Below are 22,446 nucleotides of genomic sequence, written 5' to 3'. Positions count from 1 at the left end.
TCTGACGTCGGAACCCGGCGAATGGTTCGATCGGCGGGTAACCCGCGCGACAGGTCACGGGATCAGGATGTAGCTCATTCCCGGAACGTCGTCGACGGTGCGTGTGTCGAACACGTCGAAACCGGTGGTGTGGTACCCGTTGCCCGCGCTGGCCCCGGGACCGAAGTTCATCTCGATGATGGTGATCTTCCTGCCGTTGACGGCCTCGACCCAGGCCACGTGTCCGACGCCCCCGACGAGCGCACTGCTGAAGACGGCGATCGAGTGGGGCTGCGCTTCGCCCACGACTGTCAAGCCGGCCGCCGCGGCCTGATCAGCCCAGTCGTCGGCGTTGCCGGTCAGCGCTTTGATGTAGTGGCCGGTGTGGTCGTGTATCTGCTCTTGGGCGCCCCACGTGCAGTAACCCTCGTAGCCGCTGAGCGGGTTGCGGTCGGCCGAGGGATTCTTCGTCGGGCCCGCCGCCCCGTCCGCGCCGGCAGGCGCCGGAGCCGACGATGCCGCCATCGACAGTGCGCCGCCCACCGCGACGGCGGCCAGGATCCCGTTGGTCTTCATTGATGTCCCTCCGCGAGCCGCCCTGATCTGCTCTATATCGCAGGGCGGTCCGCGTGCGTTTCACAATGTCGGACGCCGGATCATCCGAGCCGTCACACCACGCGGATTTGGCGACGCGGACCGGTTTACCCGCGATCTCGCTTGGAGCGTCGGACGGTCACGTGGCCCCTGACCCGGACTTCGACCTCGGCTCCCGCCCCGACCTCTTTGACGGTGAATATGTACAGATCACCCAGCGGGCTGCCGAGCATCGGTTCCGCCTGCTCCTCCACGTACCACAGCACGCCAGGCTGATCGCACGGCGGTTTCGTTGCCCTGGTCTCGTCGATGCGCCATGTCACACCGGGATCGTTGGGCGGGAATTCGATGTTGTCGCCCCGCTTGATCTCCTGCGCGAGGATGGCGTCGAAATCGGGGTCACTGCTCACCGCCACGAGCTTAGTCGTCGGCCTGCGGTCGTAGTTACCTTGTCCGGACTGTACGGCGGGTGCGGGGAAGCCTCAACCTTCGTGGGGACCACTGTGGGACAGCGAGGTACGTCTTTCTGCTTCGACGTGCCCGTCCGACGACGCGTGTCGTTCGTGGGTCGATAGCGACGCCATCCGCGGATAGAGGATCGCAGGACCGAGCCATCGAGTTATGAACCGGCGTAGTTCGATTCCCTCGCGGGGTGGCTGTGCGGGATCGGTCAGGATGGACTGTACTGTGCGCAGGGTCATTTCGGCGAGTTCACTGAGCGCAGCGCTGTCGTAACCGTGCAGCCTCCAATCCACATTGAAGCGGTGAAAGACAGACAAACAGATTGTGACGGCCGTGTCGGACGTCAGCGAGGTGACGGCTTCGCCCTCGTGCCCCCGGGTCAGCAGCTTTTCCAGCTGTGGATCACCGGCGAGATTCTCGATTCCAAACGACACGCTTTCGACGATTGCGGTGACTGGGTCGTTGTGTCCACTGACGTGTTCTGCGGCCTGGTCGATGAACCCGTCGACCGCACGCATTGCGCTGGCGATGAGCAGCGCGTCAGCGTTGGGGAAGTAGCGGTATACAGTCTGGCGAGTGACGCCGAGTTTCCGGGCGACGTCGGCAAGGCGTATCGCTGGTCCGTGTTCGGCTACGACTTCGTCTACCGCATTCAGAATGCGGGCGATTGCCTCTTCGTCGGAGCCGGGCGTTGATCCCGCCCAGCCGCGACTACGCATCCGCCGTCACGAGCCGTTGGGCCTCGAACCCGATCTCTAGTGTTGTTGGGCCGGTCATTCCCAGCAGGGATTTCCACGGGGCCGGACCGACGCGATGGGTTGCACGGAGACGTCTGGTGAGGATTGTGAGTGCTTCCGCCAATTCCCGGCGCGCGAGGTTGGCCCCCAGGCAGTAGTGGGCACCACCGCCGAAGGTCAGAATGGCGGGCAAGTTCTTGCGCGCGATGTCGAAGCGATCCGCATCGTCATAGATCGCTGGATCACGGTTGGCTGCAAAGGTATTCACCACTACGAAGGTCCCTGCCGGAAACATGTAGCCGCCGAATTCGGCATCTTCGGTGGCGGCGCGCGGTGCGATGCAGACCGCAGGTGAGTGGCGCATGCTCTCCTCAACCGCCTGCATCGCAAGCTCTGGTTGCTCGCCCAGCCTCGCCCATTGATCCGGATGCTCGCAAAGCACCTGTACCGACGCGGCGAGCTGATTTCGCGTCGTGTCCGTTCCCGCCATCAGAAAGCCCGCCACCAGCATGCGGAGTTCGTCGAGGTTCAGTCGGTCGCCGTCGCTTTCGGCGCGTATGAGCTCAGACAGCAGGTCATCGGTCAAATTCTTTCGGCGTGCGGCGACCATGTCGTCGACGTAGGCGTCCAGTTCGCTCCACGACCGCATGATCTCGGCTTCATCGAAGGTGACGTCGGTCTGGAAATTGAAAGCTTTGAAGATTTCGTCGGTCCATTGTGCGAAGTGCTGCCAGTCTTCCCGAGGCGCGCCTATCAGCGCGCACATGATGGGGGTGGGATAGGGCCGTGCGATGTCGGTCACGACGTCGCACCGACCGGCTTCCACCACCTGATCGATCAGCTCGTTCACCACCTCATGAATCGTGTCTTGAAGGCACGACGTTGCGCGGGGAGTAAACGCTCTTGACACCAGTTTGCGTAAGCGAGTGTGTGGCGCGCCCTCGAGGCCCAGGAGGCTGCTCATCATTTTGTCGTACAACGGGCCCGAGGTGATGCCCTGCGCCGCCAGCGTGATGCCGGGCGGCATGCGGAACCTGTCGTCGCGCAGGATTTCCCGAGCCATCTCGTAGGACAGGATCTCCGGGCCGAGCGGCCCAATGGCGATGGGTGCGCACGATTGCGCCTTCCGGACATCCTCGAGGATGTCGTACGGAGTGGCGGTGAGGCCGTAATCGAACGTGGGGAGCCCAGCGTCGAAGACGTTGGGAGCGGAGCTTTTCACGTTCATCGATGTCTCAACTTCCGTCGGCGCCCCGATGGGCGATGATACGGACATTTACGACCAAAGCGTATGACCATAGCTTGGTGGCCGTCAAGGAGAGACGGCATACGCGCAGGTAAACACGCCTGCTGACGGCGCTGGTCATACGCTTATTCAGACGACGTCCGCATCGCCGGCGTGATAGGGCGCTTTCCGCAGGCAAGTAACTACATGCAGGTAGCTGCGACCGGCGGCTATCCAACGTTCAGCCTGGCGTGCCGGTATGGTCGTCGAGCCAGCCCAGAATGACTTGCAAGGACAGCCCCAAGTTCCCTATCTGGCAGTGGTTTTGAGCGCTCTCGGTACGGGTGAACACACGTGCGGTCACCGATCGCGCATTCGTCAAGGTCTGGATTTGTCCACCGAGCTGGGCGAGGGGCACGTAGTGATCTTCGGCTCCGGCCATCAGCAACACGTCTTGGGTGATCCGGGAAGAGACGTCATCGGTGCGCATGGCGCGCACCGCGGCCAGTGCCTCGGCGGGCGTGTTGACTCCAAACACCGTTTCGGCGTTTCCGATGCCCCAGTCAGCCAGCAAGTTCCTGCTGCGGGCCCGATTTATCAACCTGTCCACGACGGCCGCGGGCAGTCGGCCGGCGTTAACCACCAGCGCTTTTTGCGGCCCGGCCAACCGGTACGCAAAGCAGGCGGTGAAGTCGGTGAGAATGTCGTCGGCGACGACTCGGCTCACCCGCGGCTCGTAAGCCGCGGCACGCATGACCAGGCACCCACCGAGCGAAAACCCCATCAGAGTCACATCATCGACACGGAAATGGTCAAGCACAGCGCCAACGGGCTTGTGCCACTCGGCCGTCATCGGCAATCCTGCTTCCAACGCCGCTCCCTGGCCGGGTCCGTCGAACGCCACGACGTCTAGTCCCGCGTCGCGCAACGCCAACAACATCGGCAGCCATTCCTCGATGTAGCTATCGAAGCCGCCGAAGACCACGATCACCCCGCGCGGCGACGCCGGGGTGAAGCGGTAAGCGGATAGGTTTGTCCCGCCGTAGGCCACGTCGTGATGCTGGTCGGCGCTTACGCCACACTGTGTCAGCACGGTGTCCAGAAAGGTTTGGCGCGCGCGACGGCGGCGCGGGTCATCCGCCGACATGAAGAACTCAGCGGCGCGGATCAAATAGGCGCCCGCCAGCATGCGGCCCTCCCCGAGCGCACTCTCACCGAGAGCGAACAGCTGCCGAACCCACTCGTCGTAGTTGGTCAGGCTGGGCGCGACCCGTCGCAGCTCGTCGAGCATCTGTGGTTCGCCTACCCAGTTCCAGAAGCGGTTGAGCTGAAAATTCAGCGTCACATCCGGATGAAGCTCGTAGTACCCGACCGGAAATACAGCGGCACCGCCCATACAAGGTCTTCTACTGTCTGAATCACCGGCGGGCAAGACTTTCCGGTGTGAGAACTCCGCCGGCGGCTGGTCTCCGACGTTGAGCCTAAGCGGCAGCCTCGAGTTCGACCGGCGCGACATCGCCGCTGACCGGTTCCCGCTTTGCCGGATACCGAGGGTCGAGGCGACGATCGTCTCGACGGAAGGAGTCCGAGAATTGAACAGCTCGGACACGCCACCGGCCGATGCGACCGATCAACTGGCATGCACCGGTGTTCAGATTGCCCCCGCCGAACGAAGGCGCTCCATTCCGGCCACGTCGTAGCCCGCCAGGGCGCCGAGTAACTCCTCCGTATGCTGCCCAACGTGTGGCGCTGCCGGCGGTGCGAATCTTTCGTCAGGTTTGGTCTTGATGCACGTTCCGATCAATCGCTGCGGCGGTCCATCCGGCTGGGCCTGCTCGTAGACGAGTCGGCGAGCCTTCGCGTGGTCGTCGTCGAACAGGTCTGCTTCCAAAAATGCCGGGGCCCCTGCGATATCGGTCGCGATGAAGAAGTCGGTCCATTGCTTGCGTGTGCGGCTTGCAAAAATGGCCGTTAACTCCTCGCGCAGCCATGCCTCTGCCTCGAGATCCGTCCCCGGCTTCTGGCGTCCCGGTTCGTAAAGATCCATCCTGTCGAGTGACTCGCAGAATCTCAGCCAGAACTTGTCCTCCAAAGCGTTGAACACCACGTAATTGCCCTCGCCGGTTCGGTAGTACTGGTAGCGAAGCGAAGCGCGGATTCCCTCACCGTAGGCCGGGTGACCGTTCGCCAAGGCCGTGAGGTGCTGAAAGTTCCAGTTGATCGCCGCATCGACCTGCGCTACTTCGACGTACTGCGGCTTGCCGTCGCGCCCGGCGGCGTGCAGTGCGGCGAGTACGCCCATCGCTGCGTACAGCGGTCCCGCCAGAACACCCGTCGTCCCTGTGGCCGCCCCCGAAAGGCGTGGCGTTCCATCGGCATCGATTATCGGCGGACTCAAGCCGGCAAAACAATCGAAGGACAGCCCGTGGGTGGGCAATCGGGTGTAAGGCCCATAGCTGCCCATGCCGTTGAGCACGCAGTAGACGACCGTCGGGTTGACCGCGACGATGTCGTCGTAGCTGAACCCGAGCCGGTGCGCGGTTCCGTACCGCAGTCCGTCGATCACCACTGCCGACGTCGCGGCCAGGCGGCGAAAAGCATCTTGACCCTCAGTGGTTTTCAGGTTGATTGCCACACTCTTCTTGCCACGGTTCCAGTGAGAGTCCTGCAACTCGCCGCCTGAAACCGCCGAACCGCGGAAACCACCGCCGCCAGGCGGCTCCACCTTGATCACCTCTGCGCCGAGGTCGGCCAGATGCCCGCCCAGTGCATCCGTGGAGAACAGTGACACCTCGAGGACCCGGACGTCCCTGAGCAGTTCCATAACGCGACCCTTCCAGCCCCAAGTCCCTTGACCGACCCGCCCCGCGCCAAGTCGTCGAAGGCGCAGTGCTGCCGCTACATCACGGTGATTGATTTCAGCTCGGTGTATTCCTCAAAGCCCCAGCGCCCCTGCTCACGGCCGAGTCCACTTTGTTTGAATCCGCCGAACGGTCCCCCGCCGTTGAACATGCCGCGCGCCGGCAAGGACCAGCCGGGACCCTGCCCCCCACCCGGATTGGCGCCGAGGTCGGCGGCGGGCCCGAGAGTCTGCACCATGATGGTGCCGGTTCGGATCTGCCTGGCGACGTTGAAACCCTTTGCGGCGTTGCGGGTCATCACCAGACCTGCCAGACCATAGACGGAGTCGTTCGCGACGCGGATCGCTTCCTCTTCGGAACGATAGGTCAGCACTGCCAGCACAGGCCCGAACACCTCGTCCTGGCATAAGCGCATGTCGCTGCGGCAGTCGACGAATGCCGTCGGCTCGTAGTAGAAGCCGCGTTCGAGATGTCCGGGACGTTTGCCACCAACCAATAGGCGCGCGCCTTCCTGTAGGCCCGACTGCACGAAGGACTCAACTCGTTGTCGCTGCTGATCCCTGATGAGCGGCCCGACCACAGTGGCGGGATCACGCGGATCCCCGACGGTGATCATCGGAGCCATGGCTTTCACGCCATCGACATACGCCTCGAGCAGGTGCTCGGGCAGGAGAAGTCGCGATGTGACCGTGCACGCCTGTCCGGCATGCATCAGCACCTGTCCGAACCCTATTCCGGCGACATCACTTTCGGTGGCATCGTCGAGCACGATGTGCGCGCTTTTGCCGCCGAGTTCCAGCTGCGTACGTTTCATCGTGGCAGCAGATAGTTCACGAATGCGTCGACCGGTCGCGGTCGAACCGGTGAATCCGATCATGTCGACGCCGCGGTGCGTACATAGCTCCTCTCCCACGTCGGCACCGCCCACAACGACGTTGAACACACCGGGCGGAAGGCCCGCTTCCTCAGCAACCTTGGCCAGCTCCAGGGCGTTCATCGGGGTCCACGGGTGGGGTTTGAGCACCACAGTGCAGCCGACGGCCAAGGCGGCCAGGCACTTTTGAATGTTGATCGAGAAGGGAAAGTTGAACGGCGTGATGACTCCGACCACCCCGACCGGCTCGCGGACCACCGTCACGCCACCCAGGCCGGTCGGCGAAACCACGGGCCCGCCCGGTGTCTCCACCCACGTCACATCGTGTTCGACGAACTCGCCGTAGTAGTGGGCCGCCTCGATAGCGCCCCCAACCTGAATCAGGTCAGTGATGAAGGCGGTCGAGCCGATCTCGGCGACGATCAGCTCTCGAAGTTCCGCTTTGCGGTCATCGAGGATGTCGGCGAACCGCTTGATGATCTTCGCCCGCTGCCGGACCGACATCCACGGCCACGGCCCTTCGTCGAAAGCCCGCCTGGCAGCCTCGATCGCCATGGCCGCCTGCTTCGGTCCACCGTCGACGACTCGGCCGATCACCTCCTCGGTCGCCGGATCGATGACGTCGATGGTGCCGACGGCGTTGTCGCTCAACCACTTACCGTCGATGAAGCTCTGGTACTCCCGCATCAGATGAATCGCCGCTGACTACGTCGGCGTCGGATATGGGGCGGGCTCAAAGTCGAAGACCCGGCGAGCATTACCCTGCAGCACTTTGTACTTGTCAAGGTCGGACCGGCCGTCGAGTGCCTTGTGAGCGGCTTGAAGGGAGTTCGGCCAGAGGCTGTCGGTATGCGGATAATCCGTCTCGATCATCACATTGTCGACACCGATGGAGTCCAGATTGGCCGCCCCGAAGTCGTCCTCGATGAAGCAGCCGTACATGTGATCGCGGAAGAGCTGACGCGGAGACTCCGGGAAAATGTCGGGGTCGGTGGGTACGGGGGTCAAGCGCATCGTGGCCGGATCAACGGCCCAGTTGTTGGCGCGCAGGTATTGGTAGTCGGCGGCGACATGTTCTGCACGCTCGATGAGGTAGGGGATCCAGCCGATGCCGCCCTCGGCCAGCACGATCTTCAGGTCGGGGTACTTCTGCAGCTTGCCCGAGAACAGCCAATCCGTGGTTGAATTCGCCAGATTGAGGTTGATGTTGACCGCCTGAACCCCGAAAGGTGCGTCGGGCGACGTGGTGGGACTGACCGACGACGACCCGATGTGCGTGCACAGCGGCATCTTCGTCTCGTTCACCGCCGCGAAGAAGTCGTCCCAAGCCCCCGAGTGGATGGACGGAAATCCCAACGGGTGCAAATTCTCCGAGAAGGCAATGGCTTTGGCGCCCTTGCCGGCGCAACGTTGCGTCTCCTCGACCGCCAAACGGGTATCCCACAACGGAATGATGACCATCGGGATGTAGCGACCGGGCGCCGCCGCACACCACTCGTCGATGACGAAGTCGTTGTAGGCCCGCACGCACTTGAGACCTAGGTCGCGGTCACCGAGGTGGGCGAACATCTGACCACAGAACCGGGGGAAGAACGGAAAGTTCAATCCCGCGATCACATGATCCTCGTCCATGTCAGGGATGCGGGCTATCGGGTCGAAGTACGCGCGAGGCATCTCGTCGTAATTCACTGGCAACGGGGAGTACTCGGCCGGCCTCTGGTGAGCCGCCACCAAGATGCCCAGCACCGACGCCCGCGCTCGGTCGTAGACCCACGTATCGACGCCGTCGATGCGCTCGACGTGTGGCACTCGATCTCGGTCGGCCGCCGACGCGCGGTCGACCCATAGGTTCGGTGGCTCGATGATGTGGTCATCGACGGAGATCATCCATTGAAGATCTTGCTTGTCCACGGGTTCCTCCCTGATTTCACCGAACCGGTTCGTCGGGCTGGGCGAGCGGGCAACGGGCGCAGCAATGGGGGCGTCGTCGCGCAAGACGGATACCGATTACCGGCTGACCTGATGCTAGGAGCGGCTCCGGCGCGCTGTCAAGTAGCACTTGATAACTTCTCGAGCCGCACTTGGAGATCCGCTATTGCACTGGCTGCGAGTTGATATGGGCGGTTGTCTGCCGCCCCCTCACTGGCCGACGCGGGCACCAGGCGTGAAGACGACGGGCAGGGCGCGGTACCCGCGAGTGACCGAGTTACCATGAAAATCAACTTTCGAACCGGGCGGGATGGCGTAATCGGGTATCCGCTTCAGGGTTTGTTCGACACCCACCCGGAACTCGAGTCGGGCCAGATTGGAGCCCAGACAGCGATGGACGCCGGCCCCGAACCCGAGGTGGCGGTTTGTCTGCCGGTCGAGAATGCACTTGTCGGGTTCGTCGAATTCGCGTGCGTCGCGGTTGGCGGCCGCATAGTTCACGACGACCGTCTCGCCGGGGCAGAACTTGTGGCCGCTTAGCTCAACCTCCTCCGCGACTGAGCGATGCAGTCCGTGCACCGAACCGGCGAACCGGATGAATTCCTCTATTGCCGTGGGCATCAACGCGGATTCGCGCACCAGTCGGTCGCGCTCCGAAGCATGGGTGCCCAGATAGAAGAAGGCGAACGACATTGCACTGGAGGTCGTTTCGAGTCCCGCTTGCACCAGCAGCATCACATTCGCGACAACGTCGTCGAAGCTCAATTTCTCGCCTTCGATCTCGGCGGCGAGCAAAACATCGATGAGATCGTCACGCGGCGGTTCACCTCGACGTTTGTCGATCTCGTCGCGCACGCGGAGGTACAGATTCGTCATCGAACCGTTTCGGACCTCTTCGCTTTCACCGTTGATCGCCAGGTCGGCTGTCTGGATGTAGAGCGGCACGTCCTCGACGGGCATGCCGAGTAGATGGCGGAAGAATACGATCCCAGGTTGCTGCCATGCGACGTCGGCGAGATCGCCGCGGCCCAACTCGATGAAGTTGTCGATCAACCCATCGGTGACCCCGCGCACGTGGGGCTCCAGCTCCTTCATCCGGCCCGGGGAAAAATAGGGGTTGAGAACTTTGCGAAGCTGTTGCTGCCGTGGAGGATCCAAGGTAATCACGATGTCTCCAAATGACATCGGGTTGCCCCCCAGCCCCAGTGGCTTGCTGGAGAAGCTGCGCCAGTCACGCAGGATCTCGTAACAGTCGCCGTAGCGGGTGGCGACCCACGCGCCCCCGGGAGTAGGACCCAGGAACGGGACTTCCTGGTGACTGAACGATCCGTTCTCCCGCATCACCGCATAAACCTCATAGAGGAATTCTTGATCGTTGAAATCCTCGTGGCGAAGGTCGAGGTTCCGGGCGTGTTCCTCCGGTGATTTACTCACCATGGGTAGTCCTTTCCGCGCCCGCACGCGGCCATGCCGAGCTCGGGACAACGCCAGCGGTCAGCGCGCCATCTGCGCCGGCCCTCGGATTTCTCGCACACGCCGAAATTTCCTTTGGCAGCACAGTAAATCGTCGGCTACGTGGAGTCAAGTCGCACTCGATAACATCATGGGTCCACCCTCGTTCAACGCGCCGGCTTGCACGCGAACACGGAGGATGAGGCCGAAACGCCGCGGGTTGGCGAAGGACGCACGCGTGCGAGCTTTCCCTCATTCGACGAGTGCTCGCTAAAGTATGTGTGATGACCACAGGCGCGCGGCGGCGAGTTCGCGACAAGGATGGCAAACAACGGGCCCTCCTTGAAGCGGCTGCTGAGGTCTTTGCCGAAGCGGGATACGCGGCCGCGGCGACGAAGGAGATCGCCCGTCGCGCCGACTGCTCGGAGGCAATGCTGTTTCACTACTTCGGGGACAAGCAAGGCATCTTCGAGCAGGTCGTTTCTCGACAGATCGCCGACCTCGTCAGTGAGGCCGAGGAGCAAGTCGTGGCGGCCCTGCCTGCGCGCTTCGAGGACTATGTCGAGCAGCTTTTCTTTGCGAGGTTAAGGCTCGATGACCGGGACAGCGGCGTTCCCGGTTGGGACATTTCCGGTCGGGCGTTATCAGATCCGGACTTCTCGCTGCGGGTGCTGCAACCCAATCACGCACGCCGTACGGCTGTTATCGCCGAGGGCGTCCGCCACTACCAAGCCGCGGGGCAGATCAGCGCCGACGTCGACGCCGACCTGTTCGCCGAGCTGCTGGCGAATTTCATCATCTTCACAACGAGCCTCGGACCACGCTGGTTCGGTACGGGCGAGTCAGACATCCGCGCGCAGATCGAACTTGGTTCGCAGATCCTCGCCAAAGGCGTAAGCACATCGACCGAGCCGCCGGCCAAGCGAGGCGGGCGGGTTCAGCGGGCCTCGAAGGTGCGTGCGGCCGACTAGAAGCACCGACGAACTCCACCGCGGCCAGGGTTATCGAGTCGCACTTGACACTCTGGCTTTCCCGTCGCTAGCGTCGATCCCAGCCAAGCCGCAACCATGCGGATGCAAGACACCCTGCTCGATCGGCACGAGCGTGAGGACAGAAGTGGCGTGTGTGCACTCATCGTCGCGAGTAACTCACTTCCGACGACCTTGACGCGGAAAGTCGCGAAGCGATGAACGCTCTGCGTGGGGTTCGTGTCGTCGAGTGGGCGACGGAAATCGCCGGTCCGTACTGCACCAAGTTGTTCGCCGACCTCGGAGCGGAGGTCATAAAAATAGAGGACCCCGACGGGGATCCGTTCCGCCGCAGAACGTTCGGCGATCGAAGCGAAGACGGCGCGCTGTTCAAATTCTTGAACGCCGGCAAGCGTTCAATCGTTGGCACTTCGCTGACCGCTCTCGAGCCATTGATCGTTTCCGCCGATGTGTTCGTCGATTCTCTCGGCCCCGAGGCGCTCGACCGCGAGGCGCTTCTACGGCGTGCGCCACACCTGGTGATCGTGGCGTTGTCTCCGTACGGGTTGACCGGACCGTACCGGGACCGACCCTCGACGGAGTTCACGATCCAGGCCGAGAGCGGAACCCTGGCGTTGCGTGGCCGTCCGGACCAACCGCCCATTCAAGCGGGTGGTCGAGTCTTCGAATGGGTCATGGCCAGTTATGCCGCCGTCGGCGCGCTTGGCGCGCTGCGTCGGGCCCAACTCGGCGGCCAAGGCGAAATCGTCGACTGCTCGCTGTTGGAAACGTGTCACCTCAGCGCCAGCGGATTCGCCGACCTCTATCACGAGCTGGCCGGTCGTCCCCCTTTGACCCTGCCGGCCCGGCAGGTCGAAATCCCTTCCATCGAACCGACCGCGGACGGGTGGGTGGGCTTCAACACCAATACCCGCCAACAATTCGAATCTTTCCTGGCGATGATCGGCCGGCTGGACCTGCTCGACGAGGACCCGGCGTGGGCACTCGCCACGACGCGCTGGGAACGCCGGGAGGATTGGAATCAGATTGTGCGAGAGTGGACGACGCAACGTCGCACGGACGAGATTGTCGCGTTGGCCTCCGATCTGCGGATCCCCGTCTCACCGGTCAACAATGGCCAGACAGTGTTGGGCCACCCCCAGTTCGCGGCGCGCGGCGTGTGGGGGACGTATTTCGACGGAAGGTTCACCCACCCGTTGGCGCCCTACCGAATCGATGGCCGACGACCCTCCGCCACCGCCGGCGCTCCCCCGCTCGGCGAGATGACAGAAGTGCCCGCCCACAGCAGGATTGCGACCGCCGCCGACCATGCACCGCGACTTCCTCTGGAGGGCATACGAATTCTCGACGCGACAGCGTGGTGGGCCGGACCCTCCTCCACCCACATCCTCGCGGCACTCGGCGCTGAGGTCATCCACCTGGAGTCGACGGACCACCCTGACGGCGCACGGATGGCGGCCGCGGCGTTCGCCGCTCAGCCTCAGTGGTGGGAGCGGTCGGGGATGTACCTGGCGACCAACGCCAACAAGCGAGGTCTCACCCTCGACCTGTCCTCGCCCGAAGGGCGAGAGTTGTTGTTGGGCCTCGTGAAATGCTCGGACATTCTGGTCGAGAACTTCTCGCCACGCGTCTTCGACAACTTCGCCATCACGTGGGAGGCCCTCAGTGAGCAGAACTCTCGAATCGTCATGGTCCGCATGCCTGCGTTCGGGCTCGACGGACCATGGCGCAATAATGTGGGTTTCGCGCAAACGATGGAACAGATGACCGGGATGGCGTGGGTGACCGGCCACGAATACGACCAGCCCCGCATCCCCCGGGGTCCCTGTGACCCACTGGCAGGAATGCATTCCGCATTCGTCATGCTCGCCGCACTCCGACGCCGCGACGAGACCGGCCAGGGGGCACTCATCGAAGTATCGATGGTCGAGTCCGCCCTCAACGCGGCCGCCGAGCAGGTTGTCGAGTTCACCGCCTCCGGGAACCTGATATCGCGGTTGGGAAATCGCAGCCGCGACGCCGCCCCGCAGGGGCTCTATCCGTGCGCGGGGACCGAGCGGTGGCTGGCGATCTCGGTCGCAACGGACGAGCAATGGCGTCTGCTGAAGTCGGCTCTGTGTGAACCGGATTGGGCGAATGACCCCGCACTGGACACCCACGAAGGGCGCGTCCGGGCACACGATGTGATCGATAAGCACCTCGAGCAATGGGCTGCCCAGCACGATTCCTCGGCCGCCGCAGAGTTACTCATTCAACATGGCGTTCCGGCTGCGGATTTGGCTGACGCCAGGGCGGGTTCGATGCACCCTCAGCTGGCCGCGCGAGGCTTTTTCGAATGTGTCGACCATCCCATCGTGGGAACACATCACGTGCCGGCGATTCCCTTCAAGTACCGCAGCGTTGACACCTGGTATCGGTCAGCGGCGCCGACCTTGGGGCAGCACAGCGCAAACATCCTCGGCGACCTACTCGGCCTCGACGCAGCATCGATTGCAGCGCTCACACAAAACAGAGTCATCGGGACCAGACCGGGCGGATTGGACTAGACAGCGTGAAACTTGATGTCGAGAGGGAAATGTGTCAGGGCCATAGCCGCTGTTACGCGGCGTATCCCGAACTGTTCGACATCGACGACGAAGGGACCGCCTTCGTCACCGTAGAAGATATTCCTCCCGGATGGGAAGACCGGGCACTCAACGCAATCGCCAACTGCCCCGAGCGTGCCATACACATTGTCAAGGAGTCGCCATGAAGACCAAGGGAGCAGTCCTGTGGGGGCTGAATGAGAAGTGGTCCGTTGAGGAGATCGAACTCGACCCGCCGCAGGAAGGCGAGCTACTCGTCGAGTTCGAAGCCACCGGCCTCTGCCATTCCGACCACCACATCCGTACGGGCGACATGTTAGGGGTGAGTTTTCCCTTGATCGGTGGACACGAAGGGGCGGGCGTCGTCCACGAGGTCGGTCCGGGAGTGCGCGATATAGCGGTGGGAGACCACGTGGTCACCTCCTTTCTGCCGGCGTGCGGTCGCTGCCGCTGGTGCGCCACGGGTCGTCAAAACCTCTGCGATTACGGGGCGATCATCCTCGCGGGAGTCCAAGCCGACGGCACCTTCCGGCGCCGGGCCAGAGGTCGGGGCATCGGAGCCCTCTCAGGCGTCGGCAGTTTCGCGCAATGGGGCGTTTTGTCGGAAGCCTCAGTGGTCAAGATCGACAACGATGTGCCGCTCTCGCGCGCATGTCTGCTCGGCTGCGGCGTAACCACCGGCTGGGGTTCGGCAGTCAATACCGCAAACGTCAGTCCCGGCGACGTAGTACTCGTGCTCGGCTGCGGAGGGATCGGCAGCGGCGCCATCCAGGGCGCCAGGCTGGCGGGAGCGGAGCAAATCGTCGTAGTCGATATCGAGCCGAGCAAGCGGGACAAAGCGTTTCAGTTTGGAGCCACTCATTTCGCCACCTCGATGGAGGAAGCCACTCAGTTGGTTGGCGAGATTACACGTGGGGTCATGGCCGACTCGGCCATCCTCACGCCAGGCCTGCTCGAAGGCGCGATGATCAACGACGCGCTCAATGCGGTGCGCAAGGGCGGCGCCGTGGTGGTCACCGCGCTGGCGTCGATGTCCGACGTGACGCCGACGCTGCCGCTGACGTTGTTCACACTCTTCCAAAAACGCCTCCTGGGCAGCCTGTACGGCGAAGCCAACCCGCGGGCCGACATCCCTCGACTTATAAGCCTGTATCGAAGCGGCAGGCTGTTGCTCGACGAAACGGTCACTACCGAGTACAAGCTCGACGACATCAATGAGGCCTACGACGACATGCTCGCCGGCCGCAACATCCGCGGGGTGATCATCCACGAGCATTGAGTCCTAAAAAGGCAAATCCGCCCGAATTTCCGCCCGCGCAGGTTAATTCACCTACCCTCGTGAAGGGATTTCATTCATGTCTTCGCCAGCCGATGTCGTCCGCCGGTTCTGCGCCTTGATGGAGCAGCGGGACGCCGAAGCGTTGCGCCCTCTGCTCGCCGAAGGGGCCACTTATCAGAATGTGGGAATGCCCACCTTCACCGGGCCAGACGCCATCGTGGAGAACATGGCTGCCCAGTTCGCGATGTTCCCGGACGCCTACGCCTTCGAAATCGTCAACCTCGCCAGCGAGGGTCCCGTGGTGCTCACCGAACGCCTGGACTACATCCAGGCACCGGACGGAAGCAAGCCGGCCATCCCGGTCATGGGGACCTTTGTCGTCAATGACGAGGGAAGGATCACTCGCTGGACCGACTATTTCGACCTGAACCTGACAATAAAGCTTCTCCAAGGCGAGGACATCAGCGCCCTGGTGCCGTCGACCGCATGAGTTCAGAAACCGTTCATTTCGAGCTTCGTTGGGAATGAGGGAGCCATGCGGGTGCCGAGGGCCGTCGCAAACTTCAATCGTCGAGTCACCAATCCAGCGGCTCGGTCGATCACGCCATGGCTTCCAGGCCAAGGGACCCTCGAACATGTCGGACGCAAATCAGGCAAGCGCTACCGAACGCCGCTGCTGGTTTTTCCCACCCGCGACGGCTTCGTCGTTCTCGTCGGGTACGGGCTGAATTCGGACTGGCTGAAGAATGTATTCGCCGGAGGACGGGCGGTGCTGCACAAGCGGGGCAAGAGCATCGCGCTTGCCAATCCCCGCCTCCTGACCAAGGCTGAGGGCGCAGCGCTCGTTGCGGGACCATCTGGCGTGTTCTACCGCCTGTTTCCGTACAACGAGGCGGCACTGGTGTTGACCGAAGTCAACTCCTCGCAGTGACTTTGGGCTGGAACCAAGAGGTTGAGCCAGCGGGGTCGCCCAGAGCAGTCGACCGTCGATGCCGCGGATCGTACAGAACTAGCACACATTAGGCGGTGGTGAGCGGGCTCTCCGACCGTAGACGATTCAGTCGACTGGATGGCCCGGGTCGGCCAACGGATTCCCAAAAGGCCGATCTCGCAAAATCCGGATAGATCCCAAAATCACGGCGCTCAAAGCATTAGGAATTTTGCTTTTGCAGAGCCGCCCGCCGGGCGGAGCAGAAATCATGGGTTCAGCGGGCGAGTAGATCCACTACGCTGCGTTGAGTTAACGAACGGCGTGTCCTGGCGCGGACCGGGCATTGCGATCGCCGATGTGTCTTGATTCGGCGGGATAACCCTTTTCATGGTGACAGTGACGCCATCAAGGTGGGACGAGCCCGACAAGACGTCCTTGACAGTCAGATCCGTGGTCAGCAGTGCGTTGATGTTAGCTCCTCCCCTGCTGTTGGCCGTGTGACATCCGCCGTGGTGGCCCCAGCCGTGGGGATAACTGACTACGCGGCGTCGCCGCATAGCTTCTCACCGCGACGAAGTGTTGATCGAGCGAGGCAGCCGAGGCGTTAGGTGCTTAGGGCTTGAGCAGTGTGGCCTTGTGTGTCACTGATCTCGCGCGGTTTCACCGGATGCGGTGAGACCGCTGAGCATCGATTGGGCGACTCGCTCGGCGACCATCACGCACCCGAGGTAGGTGTTGCCGGCCGGGATGATCGGCATCGAGGATGCGTCGACAACGCGCAGCCCCTCAATTCCGCGTACCCGGCAGTCTGCGTCCAATACGCTGCCCATGGGACACGTGCCGACCATATGTCCGTAACTGATGGTCATGCGTGCCAACGCTTCTGCGACTGCCCCGGGGGCGGTCAGGTCGTGCGGGTCGACGGGCTGGCAGTCGATCTCGCGTGCCGCGGGGGACCGTTCCCAGGCTGCGATCTGGCGAAACGCGTGGCCGAGTCGGATCTCGACATCATCGGGAAATGGTGGCGCGGTGATCACCGGTGCATCGTCGGGGTTATCGGCGAGCGTCACGCTTCCGCGGCCTGTTGACCTCAAGAGTAAGGCGAGCAGCAGGCTGGTCGCAGTGTCACCGGGTATCGGTGAAACGGTTGGAAAGACATGGTAGTCAATGTGTTTGCCGTCTGATGCACCGATGAGTACCGGCTGCGCGGGCCCTCCGGTGGCATTGCGTGGCGCGTCGTGATGGTAAGCAAGGGCCGCACCGAGGTGATCGCTCATTGTTGATCCGACGGGCAGGTCGGCATGGACTGTTATGCCGTGAGCTGTGAGTTGGTCGGCTGGTCCGATGCCGGAACGCAGCAGCAGCGTAGGGGAACCTAGCGCACCGCAGGCCACGACGATGTCCTCGGCGGTGATCTCCTGACCGGTATCGAGAACGACTCCCACTGCCCTACCCTCGCTGATCACGATCACCGAGACCGACGTCATCGAGCGGATGTCGAGATTTGGCCGAGCCCGCACATCGGAAGTCAGGTAGGCGGTGCTCGTGGTCATACGGCGTCGCGCAGCGTCGAGTGTGGCGGGAAAGACACCGATTCCGGGCAGTTGATCCGGGTCGTTGACATCCTCGACGACCGGCGCGCCAACCTGGCGCAAGCCCTCGGCGAACGCCAACTGGAAGGGGGTGTGTTCGGCGGGTTTCCACCGGCTCACGGTCAGTGGTCCAGCGTCGCCGTGGATCGGCGAGGGACCGAAGTCGAGATCTTTCTCAGCGGCGATGAAATCTTTGAGCACCGCAGACCATCCCCATCCGGGCAGCCCGGACGCCTCCCAGGCGTCATAGTCTTCGGGCTGGCCGCGGACCGTGGCCATGTAGTTGATGGCGGAGGTGCCCCCGATGATGTGGCCCTGCACCATGGGGATCGGACCGGCGGAACTGCTCATGGTGGTCATAGTCGCGTTCGCCAGGGTCGACCACACTTCGGGCGCCCGGCTCGGATCGAGTACTGCGGCACCGTAGTCGTCGGTGGGGCCGGCCTCCAGCAATGTCACTAATAGTTCAGGGTCCTCGCTGAGCCGTGCCGCGAGCACGGATCCTGCGGTGCCCGCACCGATAACGATGACATGCGGCCGCTTTGAGTCCACCGTCCGTCCCGCCACTACATAAGAGGAATTTGACGTCTTTAAATCCAGATTCTGTTCGAAGACCACGCGAAGATTATAGTGAAAAATCGGCTGATTGGTACCTACATCTCGGATATGCGTAGTTGCCCAACCGATGCGGTGCTAACTCGACAGTGGTGGATAGGCATCGGTGCGCTGGCCGATGCGGGTCACACGATCCAGGTCCAGGCGTAGGTGTGTTTGAGGCTGGCACAGCCGTAGAACGTTTCGGCCCGTCGAATGCCGGGCAACAGCGCGATCTCATCGAAGACCGCCGACACCAGCGAAGCGTGATCGGCTGCCTTGATCACGCCGACTAAGTCGAACCCGTTGAGAACACGCGTGAGCTGTGAAACGTCGTCGCGTCGTACGAGGGCTGCGGCCACTGCGTCGACCGCACCGGGGACGGTCTTGATGCATATGTAGGCGTGGGCGCCGTATCCAAACGCGACGATGTCAGACACCGCCTGGATGCGAAAGACCCGGTCGGCCAGCATCCGCTTGATCCGGCTTCGCACGGTGCCCTCCGAGATGCCGAGCTCGGCGGCAATACTGCGATTGCTGCGCCGTGCGTTGCGCTGCAGGAAGCCAATAATCTCCAGGTCGGTTTCATCGACGGTCTCACTTGGTTGCGCCTCAGGGGTGGTGCCCGGATCGGCGCTCAGCAGTGCCCATTTGGAGTCGTACTTCAGCACATCCAGTGCCATGCTGGCCCGAACACTGCCGACCCCGTCGACCGCCGGCAGCACGGTTCCAAACAATTCAGCCACATGTGCGCGGTCTCGGCACAGCAACGGCATGATGATGTCGAACCTGCCGGTGGTGATGGTCACCGCGACGGTTTCGGGCAGCTTGGCGAAGTCGGCGGCTACATCGTGAACCGACCGACCGCTCACCTGGACCATCGCAAACGCGAACTCGCGGTGGCCAAACAGCCGGATATCCGTGATCGCGACGACGCGCATCACGTCAGCTTCTTCTAGCCGTCGCAGGCGCGCCGCGACGGTGACCTCGTTTACATTGAGCTGCTTGGCCAGCGCCCGACTGCCTTGGCGGCCGTCACAACGCAGGCTGTCGATAAGCGCCCGATCAAGGGCGTTGAGCTGGGGTACGTGGAGATCCTCGGCAGCGACAAATCTCTTGGGAGATGCCGGTGCTTTCTTCCCTTGGGGCAAGTCAGCACTGCGTGCCACGTCACCGTCCTGTCCTGCCGGCGAACCTGTCAGGCCACGCCCGGCCAAGTTCACATCGTGGGCGCCGACGCCGATGCTGAATTGCGCCGTTCGGCTGCGCCATCTCGCGCACTGGCGCCAGTCCGGGTGAAAATTCGGCGGGATCGCTCCAGCACAGGCATTTCGACTTCACAAACTATAAAATACAGGCCACTTTGTTAACAATTCGTCAGCCGCGCGGTGTTCGCTCGCACACATCATCGGCCTGGGTTAGTGAGTGGCGGTAATTGGCACGCGCTGCTCAGTTGACGAGAGTCCTATTTCTGGGGTGCGCAGGTGATCGCGGCGGGGTGGGCGTGAACGGGAAGATCGGGTCAGGGTTGGGGACAATATGGCAATTCTGCAATGGCGTCGCTCCGACCACCCCTCGCCGGCCATCGGCCGTATAGCGGACCGGGGCTGGGGCGCCGAGGCACGTGTGTTGGAGCATCAGCCGGCAACTGTATCGAGCGACCGGGCAGCGGCCGGTTCGTCGTGCGGCGGTGGGGTGCGCTTGGCGATGGTGAGCGCGGACAGCGGTATGTACACGTTCATAGCGGTCGATACCGCAGCCAGCGCCACGACCACCAGGGTGGGCCAGTGGGTATGCACGCCGAGGTAGGCAGGCCAGGTGCATAAGGCCGCGCCGCCGAGATATAGGCCTGGCATCACGGGAAGGAAGAGCAGCACGCGCCATCCCTGCAGGCGCGGGGCGGCGAGAAGAATGGCCGCGGCCATCAGCGCGTAGATGAAGGAGTTCTGCGCCATGCTGGTGGTGGGAAGACCGAGGATCCGCAACGGGTTGTTGCCGTAGTATTCAAATAGCTTCCAGTGGATCGCTGCCCACTCCATGAACCAGTCGATGACGCCGGCGATGAGGCACACAGCGACGATCCGCGTCATGGGAACGCGATGTGTCGCCATCCGATAGATCGCCCAAGGGAATAGAAAAAACATTGCCCCGATCCCGAGCGCACCGAGTGGAATCGCCCTGTCCCACAGCGTAAATAAGATGATTGGGGAATCGGCGGCGTAGTGAAAGCCGATAATGGCGTCGACAAGCGGTTCGTTCGGCAGCCACAGCGTTGCGCTGACGAAGACGACGGGGGGCAGAGGTGAGCGAAGCCTGTAGGTTTCAACGACTGCCACCACGATCGAGGCCGCAACGATCAGAGTGGTCGCGATGCCGAATACCCAGAAGGCAGCCGCATTGGCAGACAGAGTGTTTGACGGATCCAGGAAACCGCCGGCAGCCACGCTCGCACAAGCTCTAGCGGCGTTCGCACACAACTCGAACATCACCTCTACTCCATCGTCGAGACCGAGTGCACCTCAGTCCTGATCGCCAGAACGAGAAGTTCCGCCGCTGCCGGCGAAGCGGCAAGCTACGGCAGCGGCGATGGTTACGAATACCGTTGCGGTGTGAGGTGGTTTTAACGCGTGCCGGACGGGACCAGCACGCGTCCGGGTGTGGCGCCGGTGGATTTCATGCCGGTTTCGAAGGTGACTTCGCCGTTGACCATGATCAAGTCGATGCCGTAGGCGGGGATGACGCGGCGGAACTCGCCCCCAGGCAAGTCGTGCAGCACCTCGTACTGGTCGGGGTAGCCGAGTTCCGTCGGGTCATAGACCATCAGGTCGGCGGCGAACCCGGGCAGCAGCGCCCCACGGTCGCCAAACCCTAGAAGGCGGGCGGGCAGCATGCTGAACTTGTGATGCAGTTCCTCTAGGGTGAACCGCTTTTCCTGCAGCGCAAGCCATTGCAGCAAGTCGGTGGAAAAATTGCCGCCGCTGAAAAATCGGATGTGGGCACCGCCGTCAGAGGTGCCGGCGATCACCCGCGGATGCTTATAGAGCTTCTCGAACAGGGCAGGATCTTGACTCATCGCTTGCATGGTGCGAAATTCCATGTCGCAGCGCGACTCGACCACCGCATCGAAGAACGCATCGACAACGTGCCGGCCGGCCTCAGCGGCAATGTCGCCGAACAGCTTGCCAATCCTAGCGTCGGTCTTGTCCGGCAATGAGATGAGTTTAAGCGTTTCGAGTGGCCCGCCCGATGAGGTCATCAGATCAGCGGAGTACTTGTCCTTGATGGCCTTTCGCCAGGCGGGGTCGGCGGCGATGCGCACCCGGGCGTCGATGTCGTCGCCTTGTTCGGAGAAGTGCGCAAACTCCGGAATCACATCCCAGGTGTTCCAGTCCAGCAGCCGGCTTTCGTTCCAGGTGCGGAAGGCCAGGGCCTGTGAGTAGCAGTCCAAGCCCTGTTCTTGGCAGTGATCCAGCCAGTTCAGCACCCGATCGATTTCGCCGGGTATGTGGTCGAACGGAACGATGATGTTTTGCACCACCGGGCGTCCGGAGATGCGGGCGAGTTGTTCGGCGATGTGGTTGTTGTCGATGGCCATCGGCAGATCCACCAACGCCTGGATGATTCCTTGATCCATCTCCCGCAGCACCTCGGCCAACGCGTAGGCGGTGGACTCATCCGCGGCATCGGTGGGCATCGGCTTGCCATGATCTTTATGCGAATTGAACTCATTGAGCTTGGAGAACGCGAAGCCCAACGCGCCGGCCTGCATCGCTTCGCGCAACAACCGCTTCATCTCGGCGAGCTCGGCATCGGTGGGCAGCCGATCACGGGCATCCTCGGGAGAGCCCATTACGAACATCATCAACGAATTCAGCGGAATGTAGCTGCCGATGTTGAGGCCCTTGTCCAGGCCTTTGACCACCTCAAGCCATTCGGGGAAAGACTCCCAGTTAAACGGCAACGCTTCGCGCAACGCCGCGGTCGGGATCTGCTCGGTGGTCTCCATCATGCCCATGTAGCGTTCCTGCACCGCCCGATCCTGCTTACACGGAGCAAACCCAAACCCACAGTTGGACACCACAGCCGTGGTCATGCCGTGATAGCCCGACGGCGTGCAGTAGGGATCCCAGAAAATCGCCGCGTCGTAATGGGTGTGCACATCGATCACGCCGGGGGCCACGATGCGCCCCGTGGCATCCACGATGCGGGCCGCCGTAGCCTTGCCCAGCCCACCGATCTTGGCGATCTTGCCCTCACGTATCGCGATATCCGTGACCTTGCGCGGCGTGTTCGTCCCATCAATCAACGTGCCGCCCTTGATGATCACCTCATAATCGGTGCCATTGCTGACCATGCTTCACTC

General features: G+C 62.6%; 19 protein-coding genes. 6 read left to right on the top strand and 13 right to left on the bottom strand.

Annotated elements, in window-relative coordinates; translation table 11 throughout:
• Positions 1 to 54 precede the first annotated feature (54 nt).
• The 9 genes from G6N48_RS03400 to G6N48_RS03360 all read right to left on the bottom strand — a co-directional run bounded on the left by G6N48_RS03400 (position 55) and on the right by G6N48_RS03360 (position 10,098).
• Positions 55 to 555, bottom strand: coding sequence for a CHAP domain-containing protein (locus G6N48_RS03400; protein ID WP_085268149.1), 501 nt, complete (start codon positions 553 to 555; stop codon positions 55 to 57).
• Between the two features lie 125 nt (positions 556 to 680).
• Positions 681 to 983, bottom strand: coding sequence for a hypothetical protein (locus tag G6N48_RS03395; RefSeq protein WP_139825671.1), 303 nt, complete (start codon positions 981 to 983; stop codon positions 681 to 683).
• Positions 984 to 1,055: 72 nt separating this feature from the next.
• Complete coding sequence (locus G6N48_RS03390; RefSeq protein WP_085268151.1) at positions 1,056 to 1,754, bottom strand: TetR/AcrR family transcriptional regulator; 699 nt, start codon at positions 1,752 to 1,754, stop codon at positions 1,056 to 1,058.
• Complete coding sequence (locus G6N48_RS03385) at positions 1,747 to 3,000, bottom strand: cytochrome P450 (RefSeq protein WP_085268152.1); 1,254 nt, start codon at positions 2,998 to 3,000, stop codon at positions 1,747 to 1,749. Before G6N48_RS03385 ends, G6N48_RS03390 begins: the two co-directional genes overlap by 8 nt.
• A gap of 238 nt (positions 3,001 to 3,238) precedes the next feature.
• A complete protein-coding gene (locus G6N48_RS03380; RefSeq protein WP_161494183.1) occupies positions 3,239 to 4,393 on the bottom strand; it encodes an alpha/beta hydrolase in 1,155 nt (384 codons plus the stop codon).
• 255 nt (positions 4,394 to 4,648) lie between these two features.
• Positions 4,649 to 5,821 (bottom strand): CaiB/BaiF CoA transferase family protein, encoded by a 1,173-nt coding sequence (locus G6N48_RS03375; protein ID WP_085268154.1) that lies wholly within the window; start codon positions 5,819 to 5,821, stop codon positions 4,649 to 4,651.
• Between the two features lie 74 nt (positions 5,822 to 5,895).
• Positions 5,896 to 7,419 (bottom strand): aldehyde dehydrogenase family protein, encoded by a 1,524-nt coding sequence (locus tag G6N48_RS03370; RefSeq protein ID WP_085268155.1) that lies wholly within the window; start codon positions 7,417 to 7,419, stop codon positions 5,896 to 5,898.
• Positions 7,420 to 7,437: 18 nt separating this feature from the next.
• On the bottom strand, positions 7,438 to 8,643 hold the full coding sequence (locus tag G6N48_RS03365; RefSeq protein WP_085268156.1) for an amidohydrolase family protein: 1,206 nt from the start codon (positions 8,641 to 8,643) through the stop codon (positions 7,438 to 7,440).
• A gap of 228 nt (positions 8,644 to 8,871) precedes the next feature.
• A complete protein-coding gene (locus G6N48_RS03360; RefSeq protein WP_179969843.1) occupies positions 8,872 to 10,098 on the bottom strand; it encodes a cytochrome P450 in 1,227 nt (408 codons plus the stop codon).
• A 299-nt stretch (positions 10,099 to 10,397) separates the two neighbouring features.
• On the opposite strand from G6N48_RS03360, the gene G6N48_RS03355 reads away from it, so the two are divergent.
• The 6 genes from G6N48_RS03355 (at position 10,398) to G6N48_RS03330 (ending at position 15,897) form a co-directional block, all read left to right on the top strand.
• Complete coding sequence (locus G6N48_RS03355) at positions 10,398 to 11,084, top strand: TetR/AcrR family transcriptional regulator (protein ID WP_085268157.1); 687 nt, start codon at positions 10,398 to 10,400, stop codon at positions 11,082 to 11,084.
• Between the two features lie 215 nt (positions 11,085 to 11,299).
• A complete protein-coding gene (locus G6N48_RS03350) occupies positions 11,300 to 13,648 on the top strand; it encodes a CaiB/BaiF CoA transferase family protein (protein WP_085268158.1) in 2,349 nt (782 codons plus the stop codon).
• A 5-nt stretch (positions 13,649 to 13,653) separates the two neighbouring features.
• A complete protein-coding gene (locus G6N48_RS03345) occupies positions 13,654 to 13,854 on the top strand; it encodes a ferredoxin (protein ID WP_085268159.1) in 201 nt (66 codons plus the stop codon).
• Entirely contained in the window at positions 13,851 to 14,966 is a 1,116-nt protein-coding gene (locus tag G6N48_RS03340; protein WP_085268160.1) for an NDMA-dependent alcohol dehydrogenase, read from the top strand. Before G6N48_RS03345 ends, G6N48_RS03340 begins: the two co-directional genes overlap by 4 nt.
• Before the next feature lie 76 nt (positions 14,967 to 15,042).
• Entirely contained in the window at positions 15,043 to 15,456 is a 414-nt protein-coding gene (locus G6N48_RS03335; RefSeq protein ID WP_085268161.1) for a limonene-1,2-epoxide hydrolase family protein, read from the top strand.
• A gap of 45 nt (positions 15,457 to 15,501) precedes the next feature.
• Complete coding sequence (locus tag G6N48_RS03330; protein ID WP_085268162.1) at positions 15,502 to 15,897, top strand: nitroreductase family deazaflavin-dependent oxidoreductase; 396 nt, start codon at positions 15,502 to 15,504, stop codon at positions 15,895 to 15,897.
• A gap of 641 nt (positions 15,898 to 16,538) precedes the next feature.
• Here the strand turns inward: G6N48_RS03330 and G6N48_RS03325 are convergent.
• The 4 genes from G6N48_RS03325 to G6N48_RS03310 all read right to left on the bottom strand — a co-directional run bounded on the left by G6N48_RS03325 (position 16,539) and on the right by G6N48_RS03310 (position 22,437).
• Positions 16,539 to 18,107 (bottom strand): GMC family oxidoreductase, encoded by a 1,569-nt coding sequence (locus G6N48_RS03325; protein WP_085268163.1) that lies wholly within the window; start codon positions 18,105 to 18,107, stop codon positions 16,539 to 16,541.
• A gap of 122 nt (positions 18,108 to 18,229) precedes the next feature.
• The gene (locus G6N48_RS03320; RefSeq protein WP_139825672.1) at positions 18,230 to 19,252 is read right to left on the bottom strand and encodes an Lrp/AsnC family transcriptional regulator; all 1,023 of its coding nucleotides are present in this window, start codon (positions 19,250 to 19,252) and stop codon (positions 18,230 to 18,232) included.
• A 468-nt stretch (positions 19,253 to 19,720) separates the two neighbouring features.
• Positions 19,721 to 20,527: a hypothetical protein gene (locus G6N48_RS03315; RefSeq protein WP_085268165.1), complete on the bottom strand. Its 807-nt coding sequence runs from the start codon at positions 20,525 to 20,527 to the stop codon at positions 19,721 to 19,723.
• A 176-nt stretch (positions 20,528 to 20,703) separates the two neighbouring features.
• A complete protein-coding gene (locus G6N48_RS03310) occupies positions 20,704 to 22,437 on the bottom strand; it encodes an N-acyl-D-amino-acid deacylase family protein (RefSeq protein ID WP_085268166.1) in 1,734 nt (577 codons plus the stop codon).
• Positions 22,438 to 22,446: the final 9 nt, after the last annotated feature.

It is taken from the genome of Mycobacterium parmense (assembly GCF_010730575.1).
Lineage (GTDB): Bacteria > Actinomycetota > Actinomycetes > Mycobacteriales > Mycobacteriaceae > Mycobacterium > Mycobacterium parmense.
The sequence above is the reverse complement of the archived record's forward strand: the minus strand, read 5'-3'. Positions and strand labels throughout refer to the sequence as shown.

Bases quoted from the DNA above. Each gene is read 5' to 3' on its own strand.
- G6N48_RS03340 (WP_085268160.1), top strand. From the start codon at position 13,851: ATGAAGACCAAGGGAGCAGTCCTGTGGGGGCTGAATGAGAAGTGGTCC.
- G6N48_RS03400 (WP_085268149.1), bottom strand. From the start codon at position 555: ATGAAGACCAACGGGATCCTGGCCGCCGTCGCGGTGGGCGGCGCACTG.
- G6N48_RS03330 (WP_085268162.1), top strand. From the start codon at position 15,502: ATGCGGGTGCCGAGGGCCGTCGCAAACTTCAATCGTCGAGTCACCAAT.
- G6N48_RS03375 (WP_085268154.1), bottom strand. From the start codon at position 5,821: ATGGAACTGCTCAGGGACGTCCGGGTCCTCGAGGTGTCACTGTTCTCC.
- G6N48_RS03310 (WP_085268166.1), bottom strand. From the start codon at position 22,437: ATGGTCAGCAATGGCACCGATTATGAGGTGATCATCAAGGGCGGCACG.
- G6N48_RS03390 (WP_085268151.1), bottom strand. From the start codon at position 1,754: ATGCGTAGTCGCGGCTGGGCGGGATCAACGCCCGGCTCCGACGAAGAG.
- G6N48_RS03355 (WP_085268157.1), top strand. From the start codon at position 10,398: ATGACCACAGGCGCGCGGCGGCGAGTTCGCGACAAGGATGGCAAACAA.
- G6N48_RS03335 (WP_085268161.1), top strand. From the start codon at position 15,043: ATGTCTTCGCCAGCCGATGTCGTCCGCCGGTTCTGCGCCTTGATGGAG.
- G6N48_RS03385 (WP_085268152.1), bottom strand. From the start codon at position 3,000: ATGAACGTGAAAAGCTCCGCTCCCAACGTCTTCGACGCTGGGCTCCCC.
- G6N48_RS03380 (WP_161494183.1), bottom strand. From the start codon at position 4,393: ATGGGCGGTGCCGCTGTATTTCCGGTCGGGTACTACGAGCTTCATCCG.
- G6N48_RS03350 (WP_085268158.1), top strand. From the start codon at position 11,300: ATGAACGCTCTGCGTGGGGTTCGTGTCGTCGAGTGGGCGACGGAAATC.
- G6N48_RS03360 (WP_179969843.1), bottom strand. From the start codon at position 10,098: ATGGTGAGTAAATCACCGGAGGAACACGCCCGGAACCTCGACCTTCGC.
- G6N48_RS03370 (WP_085268155.1), bottom strand. From the start codon at position 7,419: ATGCGGGAGTACCAGAGCTTCATCGACGGTAAGTGGTTGAGCGACAAC.